21 protein-coding genes and 1 pseudogene are annotated in these 25,790 nt (G+C 36.5%); 5 read left to right on the forward strand and 17 right to left on the reverse strand.

Features of this window, described 5'->3' with window-relative positions:
* Nucleotides 1-161 precede the first annotated feature (161 nt).
* Both CQ046_RS19130 and CQ046_RS19135 read right to left on the reverse strand, forming a co-directional pair.
* Nucleotides 162-881, reverse strand: a complete 720-nt coding sequence (locus CQ046_RS19130; RefSeq protein ID WP_105703821.1) for a hypothetical protein — start codon at nucleotides 879-881, stop codon at nucleotides 162-164.
* Between the two features lie 303 nt (nucleotides 882-1,184).
* Nucleotides 1,185-4,901, reverse strand: coding sequence for a metallophosphoesterase (locus tag CQ046_RS19135; protein WP_105703822.1), 3,717 nt, complete (start codon nucleotides 4,899-4,901; stop codon nucleotides 1,185-1,187).
* 26 nt (nucleotides 4,902-4,927) lie between these two features.
* Here CQ046_RS19135 and CQ046_RS19140 point away from each other — a divergent pair, with 26 nt between their 5' ends.
* Both CQ046_RS19140 and CQ046_RS19145 read left to right on the forward strand, forming a co-directional pair.
* A complete protein-coding gene (locus CQ046_RS19140; RefSeq protein WP_105703823.1) occupies nucleotides 4,928-6,103 on the forward strand; it encodes a Pycsar system effector family protein in 1,176 nt (391 codons plus the stop codon).
* 16 nt (nucleotides 6,104-6,119) lie between these two features.
* Nucleotides 6,120-7,043: a bestrophin family protein gene (locus tag CQ046_RS19145; protein ID WP_105703824.1), complete on the forward strand. Its 924-nt coding sequence runs from the start codon at nucleotides 6,120-6,122 to the stop codon at nucleotides 7,041-7,043.
* On the opposite strand, the pseudogene CQ046_RS24075 reads toward CQ046_RS19145, so the two are convergent.
* Nucleotides 7,040-7,186, reverse strand: a pseudogene (locus CQ046_RS24075) (helix-turn-helix domain-containing protein); the annotation flags it as partial. The gene CQ046_RS19145 and the pseudogene CQ046_RS24075 overlap by 4 nt on opposite strands.
* 449 nt (nucleotides 7,187-7,635) lie before the next feature.
* Between CQ046_RS24075 and CQ046_RS19155 the strand changes: the two are divergent.
* The 3 genes from CQ046_RS19155 to CQ046_RS19165 all read left to right on the forward strand — a co-directional run bounded on the left by CQ046_RS19155 (nucleotide 7,636) and on the right by CQ046_RS19165 (nucleotide 9,926).
* A complete protein-coding gene (locus CQ046_RS19155) occupies nucleotides 7,636-8,793 on the forward strand; it encodes a hypothetical protein (RefSeq protein WP_105703826.1) in 1,158 nt (385 codons plus the stop codon).
* A gap of 18 nt (nucleotides 8,794-8,811) precedes the next feature.
* Entirely contained in the window at nucleotides 8,812-9,378 is a 567-nt protein-coding gene (locus CQ046_RS19160; protein ID WP_105703827.1) for a DUF6705 family protein, read from the forward strand.
* A gap of 125 nt (nucleotides 9,379-9,503) precedes the next feature.
* Complete coding sequence (locus tag CQ046_RS19165) at nucleotides 9,504-9,926, forward strand: hypothetical protein (protein WP_123906651.1); 423 nt, start codon at nucleotides 9,504-9,506, stop codon at nucleotides 9,924-9,926.
* Between the two features lie 31 nt (nucleotides 9,927-9,957).
* Here CQ046_RS19165 and CQ046_RS19170 read toward each other — a convergent pair whose 3' ends face one another.
* The 14 genes from CQ046_RS19170 to CQ046_RS19235 form a co-directional block, all read right to left on the reverse strand.
* Nucleotides 9,958-12,270, reverse strand: coding sequence for a GAF domain-containing protein (locus CQ046_RS19170; RefSeq protein ID WP_105703829.1), 2,313 nt, complete (start codon nucleotides 12,268-12,270; stop codon nucleotides 9,958-9,960).
* A 213-nt stretch (nucleotides 12,271-12,483) separates the two neighbouring features.
* Nucleotides 12,484-13,863 (reverse strand): NADH-quinone oxidoreductase subunit N, encoded by a 1,380-nt coding sequence (locus CQ046_RS19175; protein WP_105703830.1) that lies wholly within the window; start codon nucleotides 13,861-13,863, stop codon nucleotides 12,484-12,486.
* 16 nt (nucleotides 13,864-13,879) lie between these two features.
* The gene (locus tag CQ046_RS19180; protein WP_105703831.1) at nucleotides 13,880-15,373 is read right to left on the reverse strand and encodes a NuoM family protein; all 1,494 of its coding nucleotides are present in this window, start codon (nucleotides 15,371-15,373) and stop codon (nucleotides 13,880-13,882) included.
* 2 nt (nucleotides 15,374-15,375) lie between these two features.
* On the reverse strand, nucleotides 15,376-17,289 hold the full coding sequence (gene nuoL / locus CQ046_RS19185; protein ID WP_105703832.1) for an NADH-quinone oxidoreductase subunit L: 1,914 nt from the start codon (nucleotides 17,287-17,289) through the stop codon (nucleotides 15,376-15,378).
* Nucleotides 17,290-17,291: 2 nt separating this feature from the next.
* On the reverse strand, nucleotides 17,292-17,621 hold the full coding sequence (gene nuoK, locus CQ046_RS19190) for an NADH-quinone oxidoreductase subunit NuoK (protein WP_089696983.1): 330 nt from the start codon (nucleotides 17,619-17,621) through the stop codon (nucleotides 17,292-17,294).
* Between the two features lie 4 nt (nucleotides 17,622-17,625).
* Nucleotides 17,626-18,123 (reverse strand): NADH-quinone oxidoreductase subunit J, encoded by a 498-nt coding sequence (locus CQ046_RS19195; protein WP_105703833.1) that lies wholly within the window; start codon nucleotides 18,121-18,123, stop codon nucleotides 17,626-17,628.
* Complete coding sequence (locus CQ046_RS19200; RefSeq protein ID WP_040996950.1) at nucleotides 18,123-18,680, reverse strand: NuoI/complex I 23 kDa subunit family protein; 558 nt, start codon at nucleotides 18,678-18,680, stop codon at nucleotides 18,123-18,125. Before CQ046_RS19200 ends, CQ046_RS19195 begins: the two co-directional genes overlap by 1 nt.
* A gap of 151 nt (nucleotides 18,681-18,831) precedes the next feature.
* Entirely contained in the window at nucleotides 18,832-19,896 is a 1,065-nt protein-coding gene (nuoH, locus tag CQ046_RS19205; protein ID WP_105703834.1) for an NADH-quinone oxidoreductase subunit NuoH, read from the reverse strand.
* 99 nt (nucleotides 19,897-19,995) lie between these two features.
* Entirely contained in the window at nucleotides 19,996-20,994 is a 999-nt protein-coding gene (locus tag CQ046_RS19210) for a 2Fe-2S iron-sulfur cluster-binding protein (protein ID WP_105703835.1), read from the reverse strand.
* Nucleotides 20,995-21,035: 41 nt separating this feature from the next.
* The gene (locus tag CQ046_RS19215) at nucleotides 21,036-21,947 is read right to left on the reverse strand and encodes a hypothetical protein (protein WP_185126210.1); all 912 of its coding nucleotides are present in this window, start codon (nucleotides 21,945-21,947) and stop codon (nucleotides 21,036-21,038) included.
* A gap of 5 nt (nucleotides 21,948-21,952) precedes the next feature.
* Nucleotides 21,953-23,311 (reverse strand): NADH-quinone oxidoreductase subunit NuoF, encoded by a 1,359-nt coding sequence (gene nuoF / locus CQ046_RS19220; RefSeq protein WP_105703836.1) that lies wholly within the window; start codon nucleotides 23,309-23,311, stop codon nucleotides 21,953-21,955.
* Nucleotides 23,312-23,388: 77 nt separating this feature from the next.
* Nucleotides 23,389-23,898, reverse strand: coding sequence for a complex I 24 kDa subunit family protein (nuoE, locus tag CQ046_RS19225; protein WP_034693429.1), 510 nt, complete (start codon nucleotides 23,896-23,898; stop codon nucleotides 23,389-23,391).
* 91 nt (nucleotides 23,899-23,989) lie between these two features.
* Nucleotides 23,990-25,213 carry an NADH dehydrogenase (quinone) subunit D gene (gene nuoD / locus CQ046_RS19230; protein WP_047096007.1) on the reverse strand — a complete coding sequence of 408 codons (1,224 nt, stop codon included), beginning with the start codon at nucleotides 25,211-25,213 and terminating at the stop codon, nucleotides 23,990-23,992.
* Nucleotides 25,214-25,289: 76 nt separating this feature from the next.
* Nucleotides 25,290-25,784 carry an NADH-quinone oxidoreductase subunit C gene (locus CQ046_RS19235; protein ID WP_105703837.1) on the reverse strand — a complete coding sequence of 165 codons (495 nt, stop codon included), beginning with the start codon at nucleotides 25,782-25,784 and terminating at the stop codon, nucleotides 25,290-25,292.
* Between the last annotated feature and the right edge of the window lie 6 nt (nucleotides 25,785-25,790).

A 25,790-nucleotide genomic window follows, 5' to 3' on the forward strand; every position in this document is an offset into this window, starting at 1 on the left:
TTAGCGACTCTAATTTCCTAATCCCTTTTTTTATTTCAAATAAAAAATATAATTTTTGAAAAAGTCAAGATGACTTCTTTATTATAAACAAAAAAGCCACAGATTTACTCTATGGCTTTTGAATATATGAATGTAATTGAAGTGATTGAAGTTGATGTTGGTTACGGAGTAAGGTAAGATATGTGAATATTTCCACTTGACAGTCTGAAATTCTGAGTATAACGGCAGCGTATTCTGAAGGTTTCTCCTGTATTGAAAAAGTTAATGGAAGAAAGGTTATGATTCAGTCCTGTAGTACGTTCTCCGTGACCTGTTGAAATACCGGTTAATGTTGTCTGTGTAGGAGAAACTTTCTGGATATAAGAATTGGCTGTTCCGGCGGTTTGTCCGGATGGATTCAGATTCAGGTCATAAGTAGCATAAGGAACAATATTATAAAATCCGGGTTTTACTACTGTGAATAGACCTGTCGTAGAGCTATATGTTAAATAAGCGGTATCAATCTTATTACTCACATTGAAAACATAGGTTTGTGAATAACTTTCATGAGTACTAACAGGAGTAGAGTGAGTACCCGTATAGCTTCCGCTCGCCGGGCTGATATTTGTTTTGTTTCCAACATAAACCACCTTTAAAAAATTTTCTGATTCAATCGTTTTCCAAACCGGAGTATTTCCCGCTCCATTTGACATTAAGACCTCACCTTTGTTTCCGGAATTCCCTTTTGTTTTGTCATCTCCACCTACATTCAGGTCTTTAACTACCTGCAGTGAGCCGTTAACATGTAAAGTACTTTGTGGTGTGGGAGTTTTAATCCCTATTTGCGCACATAGGTGTAAGGACATGATAGATAATACCATATATAGTAGCTTTTTTTTCATCTAATTGTTGATTTTTTGTTGGGACAAATATAAACTGTTTTAAAAATGTCTATTTTTTAAAGAATTAATAAACATATAAAACTATGTGTGGATTTGACCTATGTAGCTGAAAATATGACTTTTAAATAAAAGCCATATTTGTTTTATTTATGAAAAATGCTATTTGAAAATTAGAATTATTAAATTCGAATAAAATTCATTTTTTTTCGAATAATTGATTTTGTTTTAATGTAAATTGTTGATTTGCAATATTTTATGTATTTATTGCGTAGATTTGGGTTAATTTCTTTTTAAGAAGATCATTTAAAACTTCATTCCTATTCCTGCAGAAAGTCTTCCACCATCAGAACCATAGAAATAGTTTAATCTTGCAGACATCATTTCTACAATGCTTAGCCATACACCAGCCCCGGCAGATTGATGCCATTTTCTGGAATTTTCACTGTCGTTCCATACACGGCCGATATCATACCCGATAAGGATTCCCATATTGGCAGGAGCAATATTGTTTCTTACTCTTCCAAAATCCCATCTGATTTCCGAGTTATTGGTAAAATATGATCTTCCTGCAAATCTTTCATTTCTGAAAGCTCTCATTCCATTGTTTCCTCCAATAGCAGCAGCCTGATAGAATTCAAAATTGTTGTTATTGATCCACATGACGTTACTGGAATTGGCAAATACAAATTTCCCCTTTTTATCAATTCTGTGGTCAACGGCCAGTTTTCCTTTTACAGTTACAAAGTTTTTATTGAAGTCAGAAAGAGTGGCTTTCCAGTCTGCATTCAACATAAATTCAAGCCCAAGAGTAGGGAAGGCAGCATTATCGGCATTTTTATAATCAAATGTATAATTGGCTCCAACAAACTGCTGACTGTTAAATACCCCTGGTCTTACATCTGGAGACTGATTGATGAAACGATCAGCTTTTCTTTGTACCTTATTATCTTCAAAAGTCAGCTGAAATTGGTGGCTCAGGTTCATCCAGCTTTTCTTAGAGATAGAAGGAGCAAAGTTGAACTTAGAAATGCGGGCTCTGTTGTATTCTCTTTCGGTATTTTCTTTGTCATATTCACTGTCATTCGAAAGTCCAAAGAAGTTTTGAGAGAATCTTGGAGTGGTATAAAATGCATCAAGATTGAAATCCCAACCCGAGATGGCCTTTTTAAATACTCCTTTATACATAAGACTGAATCCTGCAGTAGCCGTATAAAAATTAGCTTTTAAGCTGTGTCTTTGGGTGAAAGGATCACGAATGAAATTATTTACAGTATAATTGGCCAAAACACCTACTATAACACCGTCATCAGGGTTGTAGTCTAAATTGGGATATCCAGCAAAAGAATTGTATTTCGGGTGCTTATAATTATAACTGTTTATGTCATAATCATCCGTAATATTCTTGGTTGCGTTTCCGGAATTGTAAGTGTTTTTTTGAGATGTAAAATCATAAATCTTTACTTTTCTTCCATCTACAACATTATAGGTGTCATGATTATATCCGCCGATTAGTCTGATCGTCATTTTAGGATTTCCGGTTCCTTTTACATCATAGATATCATCATCTTCCAGTCCGTAGATCCACAGTTCTTTCGTTTTTGAATCATGGTAAGTCTTTTCAAAAACTAGTTCATTCTTATCTTTATCCTTACCCAGTTTATATTGCTGTACTAATACAGAGTGCCCGTTTTTCGTAATAACGAATTTATCAGGATGCACGGTTCCTGCCAGTGGTACCTTTTTCTGTAATACATCATAATACTGGCTGGCGTAGCTCACAAGTTTTGTTTTTCTTGCTTTCAGTTTTCTCTGGATTTCAGCAATAGTATCGTCTTGTACTTCTTTTGGAAGATTGTTGAAGGCATCATCAATATCTGCATCAGTCAGATGTTCCTGGATATATTTTGCCTGTGCTTCCCATTCGCTCTGGTCTGCACCTTTTAAGAAAACGAGATCCATCGGATAAGGTTCCATCGCAAGCCACTTTACACTGCTGATATCTTCTGTAAAGGTTTTCATGTGACGGATTGCAGGAACATTCATAATCAATTTAAATGCTGCACCGTCATACTTGCTAAATGCCTGATCTCTATCTTTAGGAATAGGTTTGTAGACTACTTTGTCACCTACTTCATATTCTGCCCATTTCCACTGATCAGAATGTCTGTCCCAGTCACCGATCAGCATATCAAATAATCTTGCTCTGATGTAGGATTCTCTGTCAACAGAATATTTATCGCTTTTGTTGAGGTTTTTTAATACATCATCCGTAGAAACAATATCTTTTGCATGGTCGAGATAAGCTAATGTTTTCGGATCCGAAGAAAAACGTTCTTCAATCATATACATTTCATCCCCGTAATCTTCGTTGTATCTTCCCAAAGCATGCTGCTTAGGAATATAATACAGTTTTGGATTACTGTGGAAGATATTCAGCTTTTCAGACATATTTCCGATCGTAAAAGGAGTAAACGGATGATTGGTGGTATAAAAGTCCAATAGAAATTTCTCAGGGAATGTGTCCGCAAGTTCTTCTCCTAATGTACTTTTTGTGAAAGCCATATTATTTAGAAAACGGATGGCACTTTTTTTCACGCCACGCATCACAAATTCCTGTCCGTCCGTAGCTTTCAATCGTAAGCTGTTGGATTGGTTTCCACCACCTTCTCTGAAAGGGGTGTATCCGCCATTCAATTCTGAAAGATTGGCAGTTGGAGCTTCAATCGGAATTCCATAATATCTTCTGTAATGATCTCCCCAGAGCCATCTGTAAAATTTTCTCTTTTCAGTAAGCGCGACCGGATAAATGGTTGATGAAAATGTTGCCGGAAAAGAATTGGGAAAATTATTGATGAACACATCCGGTTTGGAAATCACGGAAATATGGGTTAGTTTTTTAAGCTGTGCATCTTTTGTAGAAAAATATTCAACATCTGTACTTTCATCTTTTCTGAAATTTAAAACAGCAAAACCGCTGTCTCCGTATGAAAAATCAGTTTTCTCTACAATGGTAGACGGATCTGTTTTGGAACCTGCACCACTGATGATCTGTCTTAGATTTCCATCTTCGTGATATTGCAGGTTATGATCATGTCCGGAAACGAAAATAATATTTTCCTTGTCCTGAACAATACTTTTTAATCTGTTAGCCAGATCTGCATAATGCTGGTTATTGATATCTTCCGGGCTTGCTCCGGAGGAACTTCTTAATATATTTACGACACTCGCCACTACAGGAACCGGAACTTTACTTTTGAAAGGATAAAGATGAGACTTTGCAGAATTAAAACCAGCATGGGTTCCACTGCTGATAATAGGATGGTGCAAAGCAACAATGATTTTTTTACCCTGATTTTTGATAATGAGATCTTTAAATTCATCAAAAAAAACTTCCCGGGTTTTAATATTGCAGTTCTTGTTAATTCCCGGATGATTGTCCCAGTTCGTAATTACCCATTCCGTATCAATGGCGATAAGCTTAATATCTTTAGAAATGTTGATGTCGTCAATAGGACATCCGTTTTTGGGCAGAAATGCTTTTTTATCGTCAAAATATTTTTTTACCAGACTTTCCTGGGTATTTAATCCTTCCAGCCCGTTGTACCAGTCGTGATTTCCGGGAATAACCAATGTTTTTCCCTTGAAATTTTTGGTTATGGCAAGCTGGTTTTCCAGTTTCTGTTTTGCCAGGCTATACTCTTTATCTGTTTCTTTGGGCATCCCGTTCGGATAAATATTGTCCCCAAGGAAAATCAGCATAGAGTTACTGTCGGCAGAATCCAGCTTACTTTTCAGTAAATTCAGTGTTTTTTGTGCCTGAGGTTCATCCGAGTTTCCTGCATCTCCAATCAGAAAGAGTTTAAAATCATTATCAGATTTTATTTCGGAATCTTTTACTTCATATAAGTTTTTGCCCTTTTGCACGTTATAGGTAGCACAGGAATAAAGGACTCCTGCGGACATTACTGTTCGAAGAACAATAGAAGTATTTTTTAGATGAGTTTTAAAGGATAAATTCATAAATTTACATTAACAAAATTTCAGGGATGAGCATTTTACAAAAAGCTAAAAATTATGTTGAAATCTTATTCAAAGATAAGTTATCTCCAGTATATTTTTATCATAATTTTATCCATACTGCCTATACTGTCAATAAGGCGGAGGAAATCATGAAAAACACCCCTGTTTCCGAAGAGGATCAGGAGAAAGTACTCGTAGCATTATGGTTTCATGATACGGGGTATATAGAATGTGCCTTGAATCATGAGGAAAGGAGTGTGGAGGTGATGAAGGCTTTTTTACACCAGGAAAATTATCCGGAAAATTATATTGCAGATGTTGAAAAACTGATTCTGGCGACCAAAATACAATATGAACCTCAGAATTTACTGGAGAAAATTGTAAAGGATGCCGATTTCAGCCATTTTGCAGGTCATGATTACAGCGATATTTCCGATGCTTTGAGAAAAGAATGGGAACTGACCAATGTAAGATGTTTTTCTAACGAAGAGTGGAATGCCGGAAATCTGGATATGCTGAAAAATAAGCATACTTTTTATACGGATTACGCCAAAGAAAACTGGGAACCCCTGAAAAAGAAAAACATTAAAAAGATCGAAAAGAAACTGGAAAAAGAAGAAGAGAAAAAAGAGAATAAAAAGGAGAGCTCAGAAGGTAAAAAAGACAAAGAGAAATCGGACAGAAGTGTAGATACCTTATTCAGAGTAACACTGAATAATCATACGAGGCTGAGTGATATCGCCGACAGCAAAGCGAATATTCTTTTATCTGTAAATGCGATCATCATTTCGGTTTGTCTTTCCGTTTTGGTTCCGAAGCTGGATGCTCCTAAGAATTCTCACCTGATTCTTCCGAGTTTTATATTATTGCTATCAAGTGTGCTGACCATCATATTTGCGATTTTGTCTACAAAACCAAATGTGACAAAGACTACATTTACTTCTCAGGATATTGCCAACAGAAAAGTAAACCTTCTTTTCTTCGGTAATTTTCAGCAGATGTTGTTTGATGACTACCATAATGCGATGAAAGATCTTATCAAAGACAGAGATTATATCTACGATTCTATGGTGAAGGACCTGTATTATCTTGGAAAAGTCCTTGACAGAAAATACAAGCTTTTATCTATTACCTATAAGATCTTTATGGCAGGGATTATTATTTCTGTTCTGTCTTTCGGGGTGGCATTTCTTAGTCTTTAATTAAAAATATACACAAATGATAGTCAGACAGCGAACGAATTGGCTGAAAATGTTATTTATATGGAGAGGTTCCGTATTAAAGAAAATTGTTGTTCAGCTCTCTATCATCACGCTGTTTTCCTTGGCTATCTATATTTTCAAAGGAAGAATTTTTGATTATAAAGTGCATCTTAATCCTACGATTTTTACATTGATAGGTCTGGCACTTGCCATATTTATGGGTTTCTGTAATTCTGCAAGTTACGACCGTTTCTGGGAAGGAAGAAAACTTTGGGGATTGCTTGTTATTGAAACCAGATCTTTAACGAGACAAATCTTATCATTAGTAAACGATTCTTCTCCTGAAGCCAAAGAAGAAAAACAGAACATCATTAAGCTGATCTCAGCATTTTCCTGGTCCCTGAACTTTCAGTTGAGAGATAAATCCGGAACAGAACATCTTCAGAGACTTCTTTCATCTGAACAACTAGAGCAGGTGAAGGATAAAAAATTTATTCCCAGTATTATTCTTGGGTTTATTGCCGACTGGCTTAATGAACAGAATAAAAAAGGAAATATTGATACGATTGTGATGACTTCTATGGATCACCAGCTGAATCAGTTTTCTAATATTTCCGGTGGCTGCGAGAGGATTTATAATACTCCATTGCCTTTTGCATACATTGTTCTTCTGCATCGTACGGTGTATTTATACTGTTTCTGGCTTCCTTTTGGGCTGGTAGATACCTTGGGTTGGATGATGCCCTTAATTGTTCTGCTGATCAGTTATACTTTTATTGCTCTTGATGCCATTATTCAGGAGATTGGAGAACCTTTTGGTGAAGAAGAAAATGATCTCGCCCTGAACAGCATCTGCCGTACTATTGAATTTTCTATTTTTGAGCAGGCCGGAATTCCACAAGGAGAATTGAAGAAGCCGGATACTTATTTTGTGGATTAAGATTTTTCTAAATCTTTCAAAAAATCACTTATTGAAATTTCAAGAGCATCTGTAATTCTCATAAGGCTGAGAACAGATGTATTGATAACCCCTCTTTCTATCCTTGTGATCTGTGAAATTTCTACATCTACAATAAAGGCAAGTTCTTTTGTGTAAGATTTTTTTGCAGACGAGCCTCTTGGAGACGCTTACCAATTTTCTTCAGTATTATTTGATCCGAATCTTTCACATAGCAAAGGTTGTGGTTTACTTTAAATTTTATTCTTACGTTTGTGAAAAATTTATATATTTGATCACCAAAAATTAAAAAACACATGAGAAAAAAATGAGTCTCCGGTTGTCTTTATTGATAGCCCTATTTGCTACTTTATGATCCTGCAGGAATGATTATTTCCCAGATCAGCAGGAGAATCCTAATGACAGGAATGTTCTCCGGTATACTTACAAAAAAATTTCACTGGATGAAAGTAAGCACAAGACTAATCTTATTCCTGAGCTAAAAAAAGTCAATGAGAAATTTAAAACATTAGAAACCTATGTTTCAGGGAAAGCTGTAAAGTACAGTAATGGGGTTTCTGTAAATACAGATGATGTGATTTACATAGAACGAGGGCCTAATGTTCACAGTTATACTTTTCATCTTACAAGGGATAATGCTGCTGAGGATGCACCTTTGGAAAACCTTGTGCTAAGTCTTCTTCCTGATGGGACTTACAAAGAACTTTTAATTACTTATCACTTTACTCTACAGGAAAAACAAATTCTGGCCAATGGAGGCTCTGTGGATACAAAAGGAAAACTGACCGTAGAAGAACTTCATCCGGGAACTTATAATGGTGGGTTAGTCGGAAAGTCAGATATCTCCTGTGAATGGATAGAAGAATCTTATTTTACTTCCTGCAGTGAAGGGCAGCATTTCAATGGAGAGCTTCCAAAAACGCAAGGAGGTCCCTGTAAAGCAGATCAACCTTCAACAACGGTAACAGTTGTCATCCATAGATGTAAAGCTCTTCCAGCTACAACTGGATTGGGTGATGATGGAACTGGTGGAGGTGGTGGACCTTTTGGAGGATCAGGAGGAAATAATAATGGTACACCTACAATCCCTAATCTCCCACTTCCAAATATCCCGTGTAAAAAAATAAAAAAGCTTTTGGCAAATCCAAAGACCATAGCTATTATTGATGATTTGAAGAAACATTTAGCCAAAGGAGCTAGTGCAGGAGAAAAAGGATGGAGAGATAATAAAATGGAAGAACCTACAGAAACAACACAAAATAGTGATCATAAAGTACATTTTGGTGATCCTTCAACAATGAATGGCGGCTACCACACCCACCAGGGGACAGGAGTAAATATATTTTCAGCTACAGATGTTGCTACTTTAATAGAAGTGGCCAGATATCAGGCGATAGGTGATGCTAGTAATGGGTACATGGGAGTAGTGGCTCCTGGTGGCATACATTATGTAATGTATTTTAATGGGAATCAAGATAATTTACCTGCATATGGAACTTATACAATAGATAAACTAGATAATTGGAATAATGAACAATGGAAACAATATTTAGATATTATAGGTGATAATACTATTTCGATAAATCAAAAGTTAGAACAAATCCTCTTTTCTACTTTGGAAAAAATGGGTTTAGAAAATAAAATTAATTTACAAAAGATAGAAGATAATAAAATTTTTATGGTAAATCAAAATCTTGAAGGGACAATTACAACTGTTCCATGTAATAATTAAAAAAAACAATATAAAATTATGAAGCAAATTTTTTATATACTTATTCTATTTATTTTTTCCTGTAAGGCACAACAGCAAGTACTTCCATTAAATAATTCTGCATTTAGCTCGCCAAATAATTCATACTTCAAAGATTCTAATAATGAGTTAGATTATTATGTAGGAATATGGACATCTAATTATGAAAATAAAGAAATAAAACTTGTAATTGTTAAAGAAATAAAAAAGCCATTTGAAATGTGGAAAAAGAATTTTTATACAGATGGACTAAGGGTTAGATATGAAATCAAAAAAAATGGTATTGTATCAGAAAGTACATTAAATAAAGATTTTACTAATGATATTAAACTTTCAATCGATGGTTCAAAAACTCAAGATAATGGAAATAGAATAACTTTGGTTTTTGCAGGTGGAAACTGTAGTGTAGGGATAGGTACAATAGTTCTGAAAAAAAATGATGTAAATCAATTGTCTTGGGGATATTATCCTGGTACCGCTACAATGAATGATATTTCATGTCCTCCCAATCTAGATTACACAGTCTATCTGCCGGAGACAGAAAACTTAGTATTTACAAAGCAATAGTGAGAAAAAGTTTTTTGATAGAAGTCATGAAAAAAAATATTTTAATCCTGTTATTGTTATTTCTTCTTTCCAGTTGTGCATCGAGGAAAGTCTCATTAGTTCAGCATATTTCAACATTAGAGAATATGAAGATATTTTCTCCCACTCCTGAAGAGAAGCAAATGATTGATTCATTAAAATCTGAAGTTTTAGCATCATTGGAAAAATGCCAAAGGGGAGGAGGGAACTGTATCGATGATATAGAGCTATTTGAACCTAATTATGCAGGTTTTAAGACAGGAATAGACAATTTCCGCAAAATCTTATTTGAAAAATTTAAGATTCAGGCGAATGCACAGAAAGGAGAAAACAGAGTTCGTGTAACAATAGGAAAACAAAATACTATTGAAAAAATTGATTTCATAAGGTATACAGATGAAGCTTCAAAGAAAGAAATAGAACGTTTATTTCAATCAAAAGAACTAGATAACTGGTATTCTGCTAAAGTTTATAAATATCCTGTAAAACAGGAATTTGAAATCAGTATTTTTATTGAAGAAAAACGATAAATAATCATCCGGGATGTATATTCCGGATTTTCTATTCCTGCGGAAGTGTAAAAGAAACCCTCAATGCCAGCAATCCTGTAATTCCCTGGAGATCCTCTACTCTTAAGAATTCTATATCATTTTGTAGAACTCCTTTTTTCTGAAGCTTTGAAATATAGTCAAGGTATTCTTTCTGATTTTCCATTCCGAAATAGACGATGGTGATTTTTCCGGGTGCAGTGATGCGCTCAGAAGAATCTTTGACATGTGCCTTATCCAGACGTTTTTTGATAATTTCGTAATAGGAATTATACGCTCCGTCTACATCAAAGCGTTTTTCATCCATTCTGAAGCGGATGTCTATTTTTTCATTATACACAAAAATCAGCGAAGCGATATCCAGCTGTACAGGAAGATATTTTTTGAACGACTGAAATTCAAGTTCCATTTTACAGATGGTTTTCAGCTGCCAGTATCTTAGTTTATGAACAACTTTTGAGGTATAATGAAGCTCAGGAGCGATGGAAGGTCCTATGTACAGATTATGCTCTACACCGTCAGACTTAAATCTTTCATAATAATGCGGGAAGATTTCCTGCGCTTTTATCTGGCTTTCATCCAGCATATCTGCCAGTTTTCGGTTGATCAGGGTGATAGAATCGTCCAGGTTTTTTCTGTGATGATAAAACAGGTCAGTAGGCGTAAAGATATGGGCAAAATAGTCTTTGATCTTCGCTTTTATTTCTCTTGAGGTTCTTATTTCCAGCTTTCCCTGTAAAAAAGGATGAATTTCTTCCCTTAATAATCTTTGAAAACGTTGTTCCGTATCAGCTTTGATCTCATTGTTCAGTTCATTTTCAAAAACATCCAGTGCCAGCAGAAATTTCTCAGAATCAGAATTTGTCAATACAAAAATCTCATTCAGCCATTCAATTTGCTGATTAAGATCCTGCAGCATCAGATTATAACGCTTTTCAGAAGAAGAACGGATATCTGAAACACCAAACAGTGGAGTAAGATTTTTAAAGGCAATCTGCTTTAATGTATATATTTTCTTACCAAGAGATGCTGTGAAATATTTTTCAGCTTCATTCCTGAATTTCCACACCACACTGTCGTGGATGGTTGTATATTCACGTTGAATAATAGCTTCTATCTGATAGTTTTTCTCAAAATAGAACCTGTTCAGAGAGAAAAGAACCATATCCGTGAAAAACTCCAGTTTTTTAAGCTTTAAACCATTGAAACTTCCGGCAATAGGAGAAGTAAATTCCATGATGGCAAGGAGCTCACCATCTTTCATGATAGGAATTACCATGAAACTATTGACATTATTATCCTTTAAAATGCTAAAAGAAGGAAGCTGCTTTACATTTTCATCCAGGTTGTTTACGTTGGAAACAACCACCGGTTTTGAATTGTGATTTAAATTATTAAACGTACTCTTACGCGTATCTTCGTCAAAAGCGTTGATCCAGAAATCCAGAATATGATTGGTCAAAAGGCTCTCATAAATAGGGAGTTTATCCAGTTTCTGTTCTTTCTTATTAAAAGTCATCAGTCCGAAACTCAATTCCGAAACGTCAAAATAAGATTTGAAAATTTCCGTCAGATTTTCATTAGGATTTAAATCTTCAGGATCAATTTCTATCATGCTGGATTTAAGATCGGAAAGTGCTACTTCAGAGGTGCAGTCTACCAATGAAATAATCGTAAAGCCTTTCAGTATCCAGGATTGTGAGGGGAAATATTTTTTCCACAATTTAAAATCATCCAGATTTTCCAGAAGCATATCTAAAATATCATCAGATGGAATTTTCGCCTCTTCTGTAGGGTTAATTTCAGTAAAATCTGAATTGACCGTAATTTTATAATGTTTCATGATTCCCTGTTTGTTGGGAATATCATAATAAAACGGAATGGTACTTCTAATATCTTTTTTAAAATAGCTCTGAAGAATAAGGCAGCAGCAGAACACATAAAACTCATTGTCTGTAATGTTCCTGAGTTCTATTTCGAAGTCTTTTCCGGCATCTTTAAGGATGTCTTGAAATCTTTCTGTATAATTGAACGTAATGTTGGAAAGAGGAATGCTCGCCGCTTTTATTTCGTTTTTTGTAAGCCCTGTCGGGAAAAGATCTGCAAGAAGAAGCCTGATGAGGTCTTCGTGCTGCTCCAGAAAAGCGGTGTCCTGAAAGCCATCTCTGAGCTCTTTAAAATTTCTGGTGCTCTCGATCAGAGACTCTGCATAGTTAGCTCTATATTCCAATCTGTCGTTATATCGGATATGTTCCAGAACATCCAAATATTTTTTGAATGATATATAAACCTGAAAAGGAGAGTCTTTTTTATAGAGATTAGACAAGAGCTGAGAAATTTAAAGTAAAGTTATGAAAAAAGCAGAATATTGTTAGTCTGTAAATTTTATTTTATTGTATATAATTTGCATATGCTTTGGGCTATTTTGCAACGTATTTTGTAATTCGTTGTTGTTTTTTAGTAAGACAGATAACCAGATTATTAATCATAAAAAAGCACAACTGAAAAGTTGTGCTTTTGATATTATAGGGTTCGGATTTTACAATCCGAACATTCTTGCAAATAAATCCGGGAAAACTCCAAGGATGATAATCAAAGCAATAACAACTACTGCAATGATATTGTAAGTAAGGGTTACTTTTTCTGATGATTTGAATGTTGATTCTTTAAAGAAGAACATCGCGATAATCAGTCTTAAATAGTAAGCGATGGATAGGGCGGAACCTAAAACAGCTACCAATACTAAGAAAGCAGCACCGTTCATAGCCTGGGAGAATAAAGCAAATTTCCCCATAAAACCAGCTGTTAGCGGAACTCCTGCCATTGAAAGCATGGAGATTGTTGCCGCTGTTGCTAATAAAGGTTCAGTTTTTGCCAATCCTTTGAATGCTCCGAAAGAAGTTTCTCTCTTTAATTTCTCTACCCAGATCAGACACATGAAAACACCTACTGTAGATAAAGAATAAGCAAATAAATAGAACGCCAGGTTATATGTAGAAAGGCTTGTCATTCCGAAGAATACCAATCCGATATATCCTGCGTGAGATACTGAAGAGTAGGCCAACATTCTTTTTGCATTTGTCTGAGCAAGACCCATAACGTTTGCTAAAAGTAATGTAATGATTAAGAATACTCCTAAAACGTTGATCCACTCATGAGTCACTCCAGTGAAACCAAGCGTCATCAATCTGAATAGGGCAAAGAATCCTGAGATTTTTACCACACTCGCCATGAAAGCTGTGATCAGTGAAGGAGAGCCTGCATATACATCAGGACTCCACATGTGGAAAGGTGCTAAAGCTACCTTGAATGCCAATGCACAAAGAATCAGTAATACTCCTAAGATGAACATTACATTCCCAGAATTGGCTACTCCGAAATCATGAATCTTATAAAGATCAAAACTTCCTGCACTTCCGTAGATGAACGCAATTCCGAACAGTAAGAAACCTGTTGCAAATGCACCCATAAGGAAATATTTAATAGAAGCTTCGTTGGATCTCAGATCAGTTTTGTTAGCTCCAGCCATTACATATAATGGAATAGAAAGGATTTCAACTCCTAAGAACATCGTCACTAAGTTCTGATATCCGAAAAGGATGATCCCTCCACATAATGCAAATAGCATCAATGCATATAATTCTGACTGGTGGCTTCTGTGATTGCTGAACGCAAAACCTCCCAGAAAGAATAATAATAAAGTTGTTACGATTGATATTTTAGTGAATAATGCGGTATTGTCACTGTACTCGTACATATGCTTGTAATGGTCGAAGAACGAACATTCCGGCATAAAACTTACATACAATGCAATGATTAATCCCAAAATCCCAATGTATCTTGCGAATTTTCCTTGTTCAAAAACTCCTGAAAATAACGCAATAACTGCCGTTAGGAAAACAATAATTAAAACACTCATTTCTTAAAATATCAAATTAACTTACCATTGATTGGTAGATAAACTTCACCGAACTACTCACCATGTCGATTACCGGTTGTGGGAAAATACCTAGTAAAATCACAAAAACCGCTAAACTTGCCAATACAGAAAATTCTACCGCTGATAAATCTTTTGCTGTACTTAAAACGGCTTCATCTCCTTCTCCAAACATTGCTTTTCCGTAGAATCTCAATAAATACACCGCACAAAGAATTACCGTAAGACCAGCAATTACTGCTGCTGTTCCGTTAAAATCATATACTGATTTCAACAAAATAAATTCTCCGATGAATCCATTGGTCAATGGAACTCCCATTGAACCTAATATAATGATCAGGAACAATACAGCAAACTTAGGAGCTACTTTAGCTAAACCACCCATTTGTCTGATGTCTCTTGATTTAAATCTCTTGTATAAAATATCACAACAGTAGAATAATCCTACTACGTTGATACCGTGGGCAAAAGTCTGTACCAATGCTCCTTCAGCTCCTTCCACATTGAAAGTTCCTCTAAGAGTAACTACCGCAGAAGCGAAGATCCCTGCTACCATCAATCCTACGTGAGAGAAAGATGAATACGCAATGATTCTCTTCATATCCGTTTGGATAATAGCGATCAAAGCACCGTGAACAATTCCTACGATGGCAAGAATAATCACAATTTGTCCGGAAATCCCTGCTATCGGAAGCGGAGTGATTGGAAGTAAATAACGCATTACACCATATATTGCCATCTTCAGCATGATCCCTGATAATAACATGGATCCCTGAGTAGGAGAGTAGGTATACGTGTCAGGCTGCCATGTATGGAAAGGGAATACTGGTAATTTCACTGCAAAAGCAAAGAAAATAAACCAGAATACCACAGTCTGCTGTACTTCATTCAGCTGAGCATTATACAAATCTGTTAAAGCGAATGATGCAGAGTGGTTGTACACATAGATCAATCCGGCTAACATAAATAATGATCCAACGAATGTATATACGAAGAATTTCGTAGTAAACTCGAACCTTTTATTCTCTTGTCCCCAAAGTCCGGCAATAAACCAAATTGGAATCAAAGTTACTTCCCAGAAAATGTAGAATAACAATCCGTCTAAAGAAGTGAATACTCCTACAAGACCAAACTGCATCAACAGAATCAGTCCGTAGAATGTATTTCTGTAGTTTACATTTTCGTTGAAAGATGATAAAATAATGATTGGAGCCAGAATATTGGTCAATAATAAAAGAAGCATGCTCATTCCGTCAACACCGAAGTGAAGAGAGCTCTTCATAAATTGTGACCATGGATAATTGATCTCATGCTGCAATACGCTGTCTACTGTCGGATTAAAATCAAAATCCGAAAGCATATAGAACGTAAGGAGCATTTGTACCAATGCGATTCCAAGCGCCAAATATTTGCTGGAACTATTTTTCCAGGCAAAAACTAATCCCGAACCTACTAGAGGTAAAAGTAATAATGTTAATAATAAACAAGACATTATTATTGTAATAAAAAGTTAACAATTAATATAATTCCCACAGCTAAAGACATGATAAGGATATATGTCTCTACATTTCCGTTCTGTACACGCTTCATAGCTTTTCCGCTGTCTTCAGCACCATCACCTACAAAGTTTACAAAACGGTCTAAGATACCCTTATCAAACATTTTTCCTCCGCGTCCTAATCCTTCAACAGTTTTTACAATCAATGCGTTGTAAAGTTCGTCAACGTATAATTTCTTAGCAGAAAGTTTCTCCCATCCGGTATAGCTTTCTTCTGCAACAGCCATCTTTTTCTTTTTCACGTAAGTGTTTCTAACGATGAACCAAACAGAGAAGAACATCAGGATTGTTGCTGCTAATAATATCATTTCAGTATTGAAAGGTACTCCTGAAAGAGTAGCTTCCATCTGGCTGTAGCTTTGTTCTGTAAGAACTGGCTTTAGCCATTCCATCAGCTTAGCATAATGCCCGTGACCGATGAAGTGTGGCAGGTTGATAAAACCTCCGATTACAGAAAGAATAGCTAATACGATCAATGGTAATGTCATATTTGACGGGCTTTCATGTAAGTGGTGTTTCTGTTCTTCAGTACCTCTGAATTCTCCGTGGAATGTCAGGTAGTAAAGTCTGAACATATACGTTGCAGTCATTGCCGCTAAAACAAATAAGATGACCCAATAGATAGGGTTTTTAGCGAAAGCTGCTACTAAAATTTCGTCTTTAGAGATCATCCCTGATAATAAAGGGAAACCTGAGATGGCTAATGTTCCGATAAGAAATGTAGCGTGGGTAAGAGGAATATATTTCTTAAGACCTCCCATGAAACGCATATCCTGTTCGTTGCTCATGGCGTGGATTACAGAACCTGCACCTAAGAATAATAAAGCTTTAAAGAAAGCGTGTGTCATTACGTGGAACATAGCTGTTGTATAAGCTCCAAGACCTAAAGCGATGAACATAAATCCAAGTTGTGAAACGGTAGAGTATGCCAATACTTTTTTGATGTCGTTCTGACGCAGTGCATAGAACCCTGCCAAAGCAGCCGTTAAGAATCCGATTAATAGAATTCCTCCCTGTACTGTTGGAGCTAAAGTAAATAAGAAGTTGGATCTTACTACCAAATAGATACCTGCAGTTACCATCGTTGCAGCGTGAATTAACGCAGAAACGGGAGTTGGTCCGGCCATTGCATCCGGTAACCATGTATATAATGGAACCTGAGCAGATTTACCGGTAGCACCGATGAATAAACTCGCTGTGATAAAGATAATCACTGTTCCGTCTAATTCAAATTTTGAAGCGTTTTCTGCTACAGAAAGATAATCTACAGCATTGGTCTGAGAAGCAATCATGAAGATACCGATCAATAACGCAAGGTCACCAATTCTGTTCATGATGAAAGCTTTTCTTGCCGCTTTACCGTATTCTTCGTTGGTATACCAGAATCCGATCAACAAGTAAGAACAAAGACCTACACCTTCCCATCCGATGAACAGGATAAGGTAGTTGCTTCCCATCACTAAAAGTAACATGGAGAAGATGAAAAGATTCAGATAAGTAAAAAACTTATAAAATCCTTTATCATGACTCATATATCCGATAGAGTATAAGTGGATCAGTGAACCGATACCCGTAATGATCATTACCATCATTAAAGAAAGCTGATCAATCTGGAATCCAAAATTGATTTGAACACCATTTACTCTAAACCATTCAAAAGCTTTTACAATTACAGGCTGGCTTTCAGAATTGAAATTCATGAAAAGACTTACCGCAATACAGAAAGATCCAAATACGGCTGCAGTAGCCAAAGATCCTACGAATATTTTTGGAAGATTTTTCCCGAATAGCCCGTTAATAAGAAACCCTAAAAGTGGTAAAAGTACTATTGCATATACTAGATTCTCCATTCTTATCCTCTTAATTTATTAAATATACTCACATCTACAGAACGGGTATTTCTATACAGCATAGCAATAATTGCCAGACCTACCGCTACTTCCGCAGCTGCTACCACCATAATGAAGAAAACTAAAAGTTGTCCGTCGCCGTTGCCTTTATACGCTGAAAAAGCTGCCAATAAAAGGTTTACAGAATTTAGCATAAGCTCTACACAGCCCAGAATCACAATAGCATTTTTTCTAAGCAATACTCCCATTACTCCCAAGCAGAACAATACTGAGGAAAGAATGATGAAGTATTCCAAAGGGACGCTTTGTATAAATGTATTTACTTCTCCCATAATTTTATAAATCTTTTTTACCGATTAATACCGCGCCTACAATACCTGCCAAAATTAGGATGGAAGCAAGCTCAAACGGTAAAACATATTCATTAAACAAAAGTCTACCCAGATTTTTCGTAAGACCCACTCCTCTGTCTACATTTTCAACAACAATGTGGTTATCTTTTATTCCTCTGAAAACCCCTAATACTCCTACTAAAAGAATACCTGCTGTAAAAACTCCAACAAATTTTAAAGTATTGTTCTTCTTACTTTCGTCTCCTTTATTAAGGTTAAGCATCATTAAGATGTAAAGGAAAAGTACCATGATGGCACCTGCGTACACTATGATCTGGATAATTGCAAGGAACTGTGCATTGAGAAGAATGTACATTCCGGCAATTGAAAACATCGTAACAATCAATGACAAAATAGCATATAAAGGATTTCTTGCAAATACAAAATATACAGCACTTGCCACTGCTAAAAACGCCACCAAGAAAAATAAAAACTGATCCATTATTTTACCGCATTTTTTTGTTTCTCGGATTGTCTTGTCGTGATATCAATCCTTTCATTTATTTTTTCAACTAATTTATCTTTTCCGTAAATGAAAGAACCTCTGTTGGTTTCTACATCTACCAATCTGTCTGTAAGATAGATTGCAGATTTAGGACAAGCTTCTTCACACATACCGCAGAAAATACATCTCAGCATATTGATTTCATATACTGAAGCATACTTTTCTTCTCTGTAAAGACCTTTTTCCTCTTTAGTTCTTTCAGCAGCAGTCATCGTAATGGCTTCTGCAGGACAAGCTACCGCACAAAGTCCACAAGCTGTACATCTTTCTCTGCCTTCTTCGTCTCTTTTCAAAACGTGCTGGCCTCTCCAGATGGTGGTTCTTGGTTTCTGTACTTCCGGATACGAATATACTGCGGGAGCACCCTTTATCACGGTTCTTACAGCATGCTTAAATGTAATCCCCATCCCTGTAAAGATGGCAGGAAGGTAGATTTTTTCAGCAAGGGTCATTTCTTTATTGGAAACAACTTTTGATCTGTTTGTAAGTTTCATTTAATTATAGATATTAGATGTTAGACATTAGATTTTAGACTAATCTTGTCTGTTATCTTAATTATTTAATATTGATGATTGAATATGATACGCTAAAGATAAAACTTTGATTTCATTATCAAATTTTCAAATCAGCTCATTTTCAAATTTCTTAGTTTGCAAATGCTAAAATTACAGCTCCTGTAATTAATAGGTTTACCAATGCCATTGGGATTAATGTTTTCCATCCTAAGTGCATTAACTGGTCATATCTGAATCTTGGAAGTGTCCATCTGATCCACATGAAGATCAGAATTCCGATTACTGTTTTTGTAAGGAATGCTACAACGCTCAGAATTCCTGCCGCATTTTCACCCCAGTTCTGAGTTACCCATTCAATACCAGGATAGTTATACCCTCCAAAGAAAAGGACAACCATAAAAGCATTGGAAATAAACATGTTCACATATTCTCCGAACATATATAATCCTAACTTCATAGAAGAGTATTCTGTAGAATATCCTGTTACCAATTCAGATTCACACTCAGGTAAATCGAACGGGTGTCTGTTAGTTTCTGCCAAAGCGGCTACAAAGAAAACAAGGAATGCAATCGGCTGGTAGAAAATATTCCAGTTTAATCCTGAAACCCAAGGAATAACTCCCCATAATTTTCCGGTAGTCTGACTTTCAGTGATTTCTTTTAAATCTAAACTTCCTGTCATCATAATGATAGAAAGAAGTGCTAATCCCATCGCCAATTCATAAGAAATCATCTGAGAAGAAGCACGGATAGCACCTAATAATGAATATTTGTTATTCGAAGCCCAACCTCCGATCATAATTCCGTAAACCCCGATGGAAGCCATTCCGATGATGAAAAGTACACCAACATCAATGTTTGCTACCTGAAGATCAAAAGAAGTACCTGCAATATTTAAACTTTTACCCCAAGGAATCACAGCTCCTGTAATCAATGAAATAAACATTACCAAAGCTGGTCCTAATACGAAAAGGAATCTTTCTGCATTGGCAGGCGTAAAGTCTTCTTTAAAGAAGAATTTTCCACCGTCAGCAAGAGGCTGCAGCAATCCGAAAGGTCCTGCTCTGTTGGGACCAATTCTATCCTGCATGATAGAGGCAACCTTTCTTTCTGCCCAGGTAGAGTAGGCTGCGATCGTCAGTGATAGCAGGAAAAGTGCTAGTACAAGTATAAGTTTAAATGTAAGTAAATCCATTTTTTTTATTGCAAAGATTTTTAGATGTGAGATGTCAGATACTAGATATGAGGTTAAGTCTGATGTCTTGTGTCTGAAATCTAATTGTCTTTATTAAAATTATTTTTCGTCTTTTTCACTGATTTCTTTAGCCATAGGATTGTCTAAAACTCTTAGTTCATCCTTTGGTTTTTCGTAGTGGTTCAATGAAATTACAGAATGTCTGTCGATATGTCTAGGACCTTCGATATTCCAGTCTGATAAGGCTTTTCTTTCGAAACGACATGTATCACAGATGAATTCTTCTACTTCACCCCACTGGTCTTTTCTTGCAGTTACTCTTACAATCTCATCACCCTTCATCCATACTAAAGCTTTTCCTGAACATTTATCACATTTACAAGAAGCATTCATAGGTTTTGTAAACCATACTCTGCTTGCAAAACGAGCTGTTCTGTCTGTCAATGCTCCTACAGGACAAACGTCGATAACGTTTCCAATGAAGTCATTGTCTAAAGCTTTATTTAAATACGTTGAAATTTCAGCGTGATCTCCTCTGAAAAGGATACCGTGTTCTCTTGTTTCTGTAAGCTGGTTAGCTGTCAGTACACATCTTGCACAAAGAATACAGCGGTTCATATTTAATTTGATGTTCGGTCCAAGATCATCAGCTTCGTAAGTATTTCTTTCGAATTCTGTTCTTGTACTGTCTACACCATGCTCATAACCAAGATCCTGAAGGTGGCATTCTCCTGCCTGATCACATACAGGACAGTCTAGCGGGTGATTTACCAATAAGAATTCGGTAACCGCTTTTCTTCCTTCCTGCGCTTTCTCAGAAGTAAGGTTTTTTACCTCCATACCGTCCATTACATTAGTTCTGCAGCTTGCTACTAATTTTGGCATAGGACGCGGATCTGCTTCAGATCCTTTAGAAACTTCTACCAGACAAGTTCTACATCTACCTCCACTGGTTTCTAGTTTGCTGTAGTAACACATTGCAGGAGGTACAGATTTTCCACCGATTTGTCTAGCAGCTTCCAAGATAGAAGTACCAGGCAGAACTTCGGTAGTCTGTCCGTCTATAGTTATTGTGAATTTTTTAACTTCTTCGCTCATATGATATGCTTTAAGCTTTATGCGTTAAGCAATAGGCTTTGTTATTTATATTTCTTTGTATTAAATGTATATCCAATTCCTCCCAGAACCTGTCCGAAAACAAAATCCTGACGTGCTTTGTCTGGTTTATTATTTAATGTAGTTTTAATATCCCACATATTAATATAACCGGCTTTTCCTTCTAATCTCAGCATCCAGTTTTTCCAGAATACCAAGTTAAGACTGGATCTGATATCAGTTCCCATACCTGCAACGTGAAAGCGGTCACTTCTTTCATTACCAAAAAGTTTCACATTACTTTTCGGAAACATAAATCCGATTCCGGCTCCATAAGACCATACTAAATCTATATTTTTTTTGTGAACAAGATTTTTGTACTTCTCAAGACCTAAGTTTTCATAATTAAGTCCATCTGTATGTTCAAAAGTAAGGAACTTCTCATCTGCCAGGTTTACCTGCCCGTTTTGAACCATTGCTGCATATTCAGGATCTGAAATATGACCTTTGAAACCTACTGTCTGGTTCTGATCCATTACATATTTCATGTGGTCTATTCCCAGTACCAGAGCTAAATTGTCTTTAATGAAATATCCTATTCTGAAATTATACTGTGTTACAGTAAACCAGCTTGGATCAAAATAAACGATTCCAAATTTTGTAGGTCTGTCTTGTGCGGTTACATTATTCAATTGAAAATCGTATCCGTTTCCTGTAAAATGAATGTCGGAATTGCTATAAGCAGCTCTGTTCCATCCATAAAATACGAAAACCTGACCTTTTTTGCTTAATGGTAAAGGTTTTTCCTTTTTTTCAGCTTTAATCTGCTGTTTCTCACTCACTAGATATGACAAATCCTCTTCAACGGATCTGTTATAAGTTGCAGTATCACTCTTCTTGTTCTGTGCAAATACAAGATTCGACATCATTAAGCCGACAACCAATAATTTTTTCATGTTACCTATGCATTCTTTTCAACAGCCGGGATAGGATCTGCATAATGTGCCAATCCATAATTTTGTGTCTGAGACAATTCTGGGTTTTTGATGTGCCACTCGAATTCATCTCTGAAGTGACGGATTGCTGCTGCAACCGGCCAAGCTGCTGCATCACCCAATGGACAGATTGTGTTTCCTTCGATTTTTCTCTGGATATCCCAAAGTAGATCGATATCTTCCATTTTTCCTTCTCCTTTCTCGATTTTCTTTAAAATCTTGTACATCCATCCCGTTCCTTCACGACAAGGCGTACATTGTCCACAGCTTTCGTGGTTGTAGAATCTTGCCAAAGTCATGGTGTGATCTACAATACACTGGTCTTCATCCAAAACGATGAAACCTCCTGAACCCATCATGGTTCCGGTAGCAAAACCACCATCGGCTAATGATTCATAGTTCATATATCTTGGCTCTCCGTTCACTGTTCTCAGTAATAAATTAGCCGGAACAATCGGAACAGAACTTCCTCCAGGAATACACGCCTTTAATTTTTTACCGTCTTTAATACCACCGCAATATTCATCAGAATAGATGAATTCTTCTACAGTGATCGTCATATCGATTTCGTATACACCAGGTTTGTTGATATTTCCACAAGCAGAAATCAATTTTGTACCTGTAGATCTTCCAACACCTATTTTAGCATATTCAGCACCTGTAATATCAATGATTGGAACAATTGCCGCGATAGACTCAACATTGTTTACCACCGTTGGTCTTTCCCAAAGACCTTTTACAGCCGGGAATGGCGGTTTTAATCTTGGGTTACCTCTTTTTCCTTCAAGGGATTCCAGCAATGCAGTTTCTTCACCACAGATGTATGCTCCACCACCTCTCTGTACATAGATTTCAAGATCGAAACCAGTTCCTAGAATATTTTTACCTAAAAATCCTGCTGCTTTAGCTTCTTCAATCGCTTCTTCAAGGATATCCGGAATCCATGAATATTCTCCACGGATGTAGATATAAGAAGTATTGGAACCTAAACAGTAAGAAGAAATTAGCATTCCCTCGATCAATAAATGAGGAAGGAACTCCATCAGGTATCTGTCCTTGAATGTTCCAGGTTCAGATTCATCTGCATTCACAACAAGGTGTCTTGGAACACCTTCAGGCTTTGCCAAAAAGCTCCATTTCATTCCTGTTGGGAATCCAGCTCCACCACGACCTCTCAGTCCTGAAGCTTTTACTTCTTCAAGAATTTCGTCAGGAGTCATCTTCAAGGCTTTTTCAGCTGCTGTGTAACCTCCCTGTTTACGGTATGTTTCAAAGTAGCGAATACCTTCTATATGTGCGTCTTTAAGTAAAAGTTTTTTACTCATTGTTTATTATGCTTTTAGCGGTCAGCTATTGGCTTTTGGCGTCTAACTTATGCTATTTTTAATTTGTTAAAATTTATTTAGTCTAAAGCAACTTGTCCCTGTCTGCAAAGATCAAGGATTTCATCTACTTTTTCTATCGTTAAATTTTCATGAAAGAATTTTCCAAGCTGCAGCATTGGTGCATATCCACATGCTCCAAGACATTCAGCTGGCTTTAATGTAAACATACCATCTTCAGTAGTTTCTCCGTCTTTAATATTCAGTTTGGTTCTGATATGATCCAGAATTTTTTCGCTTCCACAAACCATACAAGGTCCTGTTCTACAAACTTCCAACACATATTTACCTACCGGCTTCATATTAAACATGGTATAGAAAGTAGCCACTTCATATACTTCGATCGGCTGGATACTTAATAGTCCGGCAACATAATCCATCACAGGAACATCTAACCATCCTCCGAATTCTTTCTGTGCCAAGTGAAGTACAGGAAGAAGAGCAGATTTTTGTCTTCCTTCAGGATATCTTGCGATAATTTTGTGTACCTGTGCTAAACTTTCCGGTTTAAAAGCTATTGTTTCGCTCATTTTTGAAATTTTAGATTTTAGATTTTAAATTCTAACTGAATAACGGTCTAAAATCAATTTATAATTTATAATTCAAAATTTATAATTCCAGTTATGCGTCTAATTCTCCCGCAATAATATTCATACTACACATTGTTACAATGGCATCTGAAATTACAGAACCTGTAATCATTTCAGGGTATGCCTGATAGTAGATGAAGCATGGTCTTCTGAAGTGAAGTCTGTAAGGACTTCTTCCTCCGTCACTCACAAGATAGAACCCTAATTCTCCGTTTCCACCTTCTACAGCATGATAAACTTCTCCTTTCGGTACATCAGTTTCTCCCATTACAATTTTGAAATGGTAGATCAATGCTTCCATTTTCTGATAAACATCTGCCTTTTCAGGAAGATAAAAATCAGGAACATCCGCATGGAATGGGCCTTCCGGAAGATTTTCGTATGCTTGTTTGATAATTTTGATTGATTCCCAGATTTCTTGTTGACGAACCATGAAACGGTCGTAGGTATCTCCTGAAGTTCCTACAGGAATAATGAAGTCGAAATCTTCGTATGAGGAATAAGGCTGTGCAACTCTTACATCATAATCTACACCTGCTGCACGTAAGTTTGGACCTGTGAAACCATAGCTTAATGCTCTTTCGGCAGAAATAGCTCCCGTACCGATGGTTCTGTCCATGAAAATTCTGTTTCTTTCTAACAAGGTACAGAATTCTTTGAATCTTGGAGGGAAAGTTTTCAGGAAGTCTTTTAATAACTCATGAAACTTAGGAGTGAAATCTCTTTCAAATCCTCCGATTCTTCCCATATTGGTTGTCATTCTGGCTCCGCAGATCTGCTCATACATGTCATAAATACGTTCTCTTTCGATGAACATGTAAGTAAGACCTGTAATAGCTCCTGAGTCCATTCCGGTTACTCCGTTACAGATCAGGTGGTCACCGATTCTTGCAAGTTCCATCAAGATAACGCGCATATAGTCTACACGTTTTGGAACTTTTACGCCAATCAGCTTTTCTACTGTCATGTGCCAGCCTAAGTTATTGATGGGTGCAGAACAGTAATTCATACGGTCTGTAAGGGTAGTGATTTGAGAATAGTTTCTTCTTTCAGAAATTTTCTCAAATGCTCTGTGGATATATCCTACTGTTTGCTCTGCATGAAGGATTCTTTCTCCGTCCATCGTTAAGATATTCTGGAAAATCCCGTGAGTAGCAGGGTGGGTAGGTCCCAGATTCAGGGTATATAATTGTCCGTCAATCTGTTCCTTACTTTCGTACTGGTTTAGTATATTAGATAATGAGTTATCTTTCATAATTTAAATGCTTTAGGCGATAGGCTATAGGCTTTAAGCTAAATGCTTACTGCTTATTGCTTATTGCATTATATTTTTATCTTCCGAACATACTATCGTTCTTGTCGGTTCTTGTACCGTCTTCAAGTCGATATTCCTTCAACATTGGGTGGTATCCCAGATCTTCCATATTCAAAATAGGTCTAAGATCCGGATGTCCTTTAAATTTAATCCCATAGAAATCATACGTTTCTCTTTCCATCCAGTTTGCTCCTGCGTATAGCTCTACAAGAGAGTCTACCTCAATATTTTCTCTGGACATGAAGATTTTCAGACGTAATCTGAAATTGGCCATCATATTATGCAAATGGTAGACAACACCAATTTCCTTTTCAGGGAATTCAGGATAATGAATACCACAGATATCCGTAAGGAAGTTAAATTCCAGTGATGAATCTTTCAGATAGTGAATGATTTTCTTAATATCATCTTTCTTCACTTCAATCGTCAGCATTCCATAAGGTTCTGAGCTTGAAATGACAGATTCCGGAAATTCTCTTGTGATTGCTTCTAATACAAATTCGTTTGTCATTTCCGT

Source organism: Chryseobacterium sp. MYb7 (assembly GCF_002979455.1).
Classification (GTDB): domain Bacteria; phylum Bacteroidota; class Bacteroidia; order Flavobacteriales; family Weeksellaceae; genus Chryseobacterium.

Excerpts from the sequence above, each read along its gene's own strand:
- CQ046_RS19130 (WP_105703821.1), bottom strand. The coding sequence starts at position 881 with ATGAAAAAAAAGCTACTATATATGGTATTATCTATCATGTCCTTACAC.
- CQ046_RS19135 (WP_105703822.1), bottom strand. The coding sequence starts at position 4,901 with ATGAATTTATCCTTTAAAACTCATCTAAAAAATACTTCTATTGTTCTT.
- CQ046_RS19140 (WP_105703823.1), top strand. The coding sequence starts at position 4,928 with ATGAGCATTTTACAAAAAGCTAAAAATTATGTTGAAATCTTATTCAAA.
- CQ046_RS19145 (WP_105703824.1), top strand. The coding sequence starts at position 6,120 with ATGATAGTCAGACAGCGAACGAATTGGCTGAAAATGTTATTTATATGG.
- CQ046_RS19160 (WP_105703827.1), top strand. The coding sequence starts at position 8,812 with ATGAAGCAAATTTTTTATATACTTATTCTATTTATTTTTTCCTGTAAG.
- CQ046_RS19165 (WP_123906651.1), top strand. The coding sequence starts at position 9,504 with ATGAAGATATTTTCTCCCACTCCTGAAGAGAAGCAAATGATTGATTCA.
- CQ046_RS19175 (WP_105703830.1), bottom strand. The coding sequence starts at position 13,863 with ATGAGTGTTTTAATTATTGTTTTCCTAACGGCAGTTATTGCGTTATTT.
- CQ046_RS19180 (WP_105703831.1), bottom strand. The coding sequence starts at position 15,373 with ATGTCTTGTTTATTATTAACATTATTACTTTTACCTCTAGTAGGTTCG.
- nuoL (WP_105703832.1), bottom strand. The coding sequence starts at position 17,289 with ATGGAGAATCTAGTATATGCAATAGTACTTTTACCACTTTTAGGGTTT.
- nuoK (WP_089696983.1), bottom strand. The coding sequence starts at position 17,621 with ATGGGAGAAGTAAATACATTTATACAAAGCGTCCCTTTGGAATACTTC.
- CQ046_RS19195 (WP_105703833.1), bottom strand. The coding sequence starts at position 18,123 with ATGGATCAGTTTTTATTTTTCTTGGTGGCGTTTTTAGCAGTGGCAAGT.
- CQ046_RS19200 (WP_040996950.1), bottom strand. The coding sequence starts at position 18,680 with ATGAAACTTACAAACAGATCAAAAGTTGTTTCCAATAAAGAAATGACC.
- nuoH (WP_105703834.1), bottom strand. The coding sequence starts at position 19,896 with ATGGATTTACTTACATTTAAACTTATACTTGTACTAGCACTTTTCCTG.
- CQ046_RS19210 (WP_105703835.1), bottom strand. The coding sequence starts at position 20,994 with ATGAGCGAAGAAGTTAAAAAATTCACAATAACTATAGACGGACAGACT.
- CQ046_RS19215 (WP_185126210.1), bottom strand. The coding sequence starts at position 21,947 with ATGAAAAAATTATTGGTTGTCGGCTTAATGATGTCGAATCTTGTATTT.
- nuoF (WP_105703836.1), bottom strand. The coding sequence starts at position 23,311 with ATGAGTAAAAAACTTTTACTTAAAGACGCACATATAGAAGGTATTCGC.
- nuoE (WP_034693429.1), bottom strand. The coding sequence starts at position 23,898 with ATGAGCGAAACAATAGCTTTTAAACCGGAAAGTTTAGCACAGGTACAC.
- nuoD (WP_047096007.1), bottom strand. The coding sequence starts at position 25,213 with ATGAAAGATAACTCATTATCTAATATACTAAACCAGTACGAAAGTAAG.
- CQ046_RS19235 (WP_105703837.1), bottom strand. The coding sequence starts at position 25,784 with ATGACAAACGAATTTGTATTAGAAGCAATCACAAGAGAATTTCCGGAA.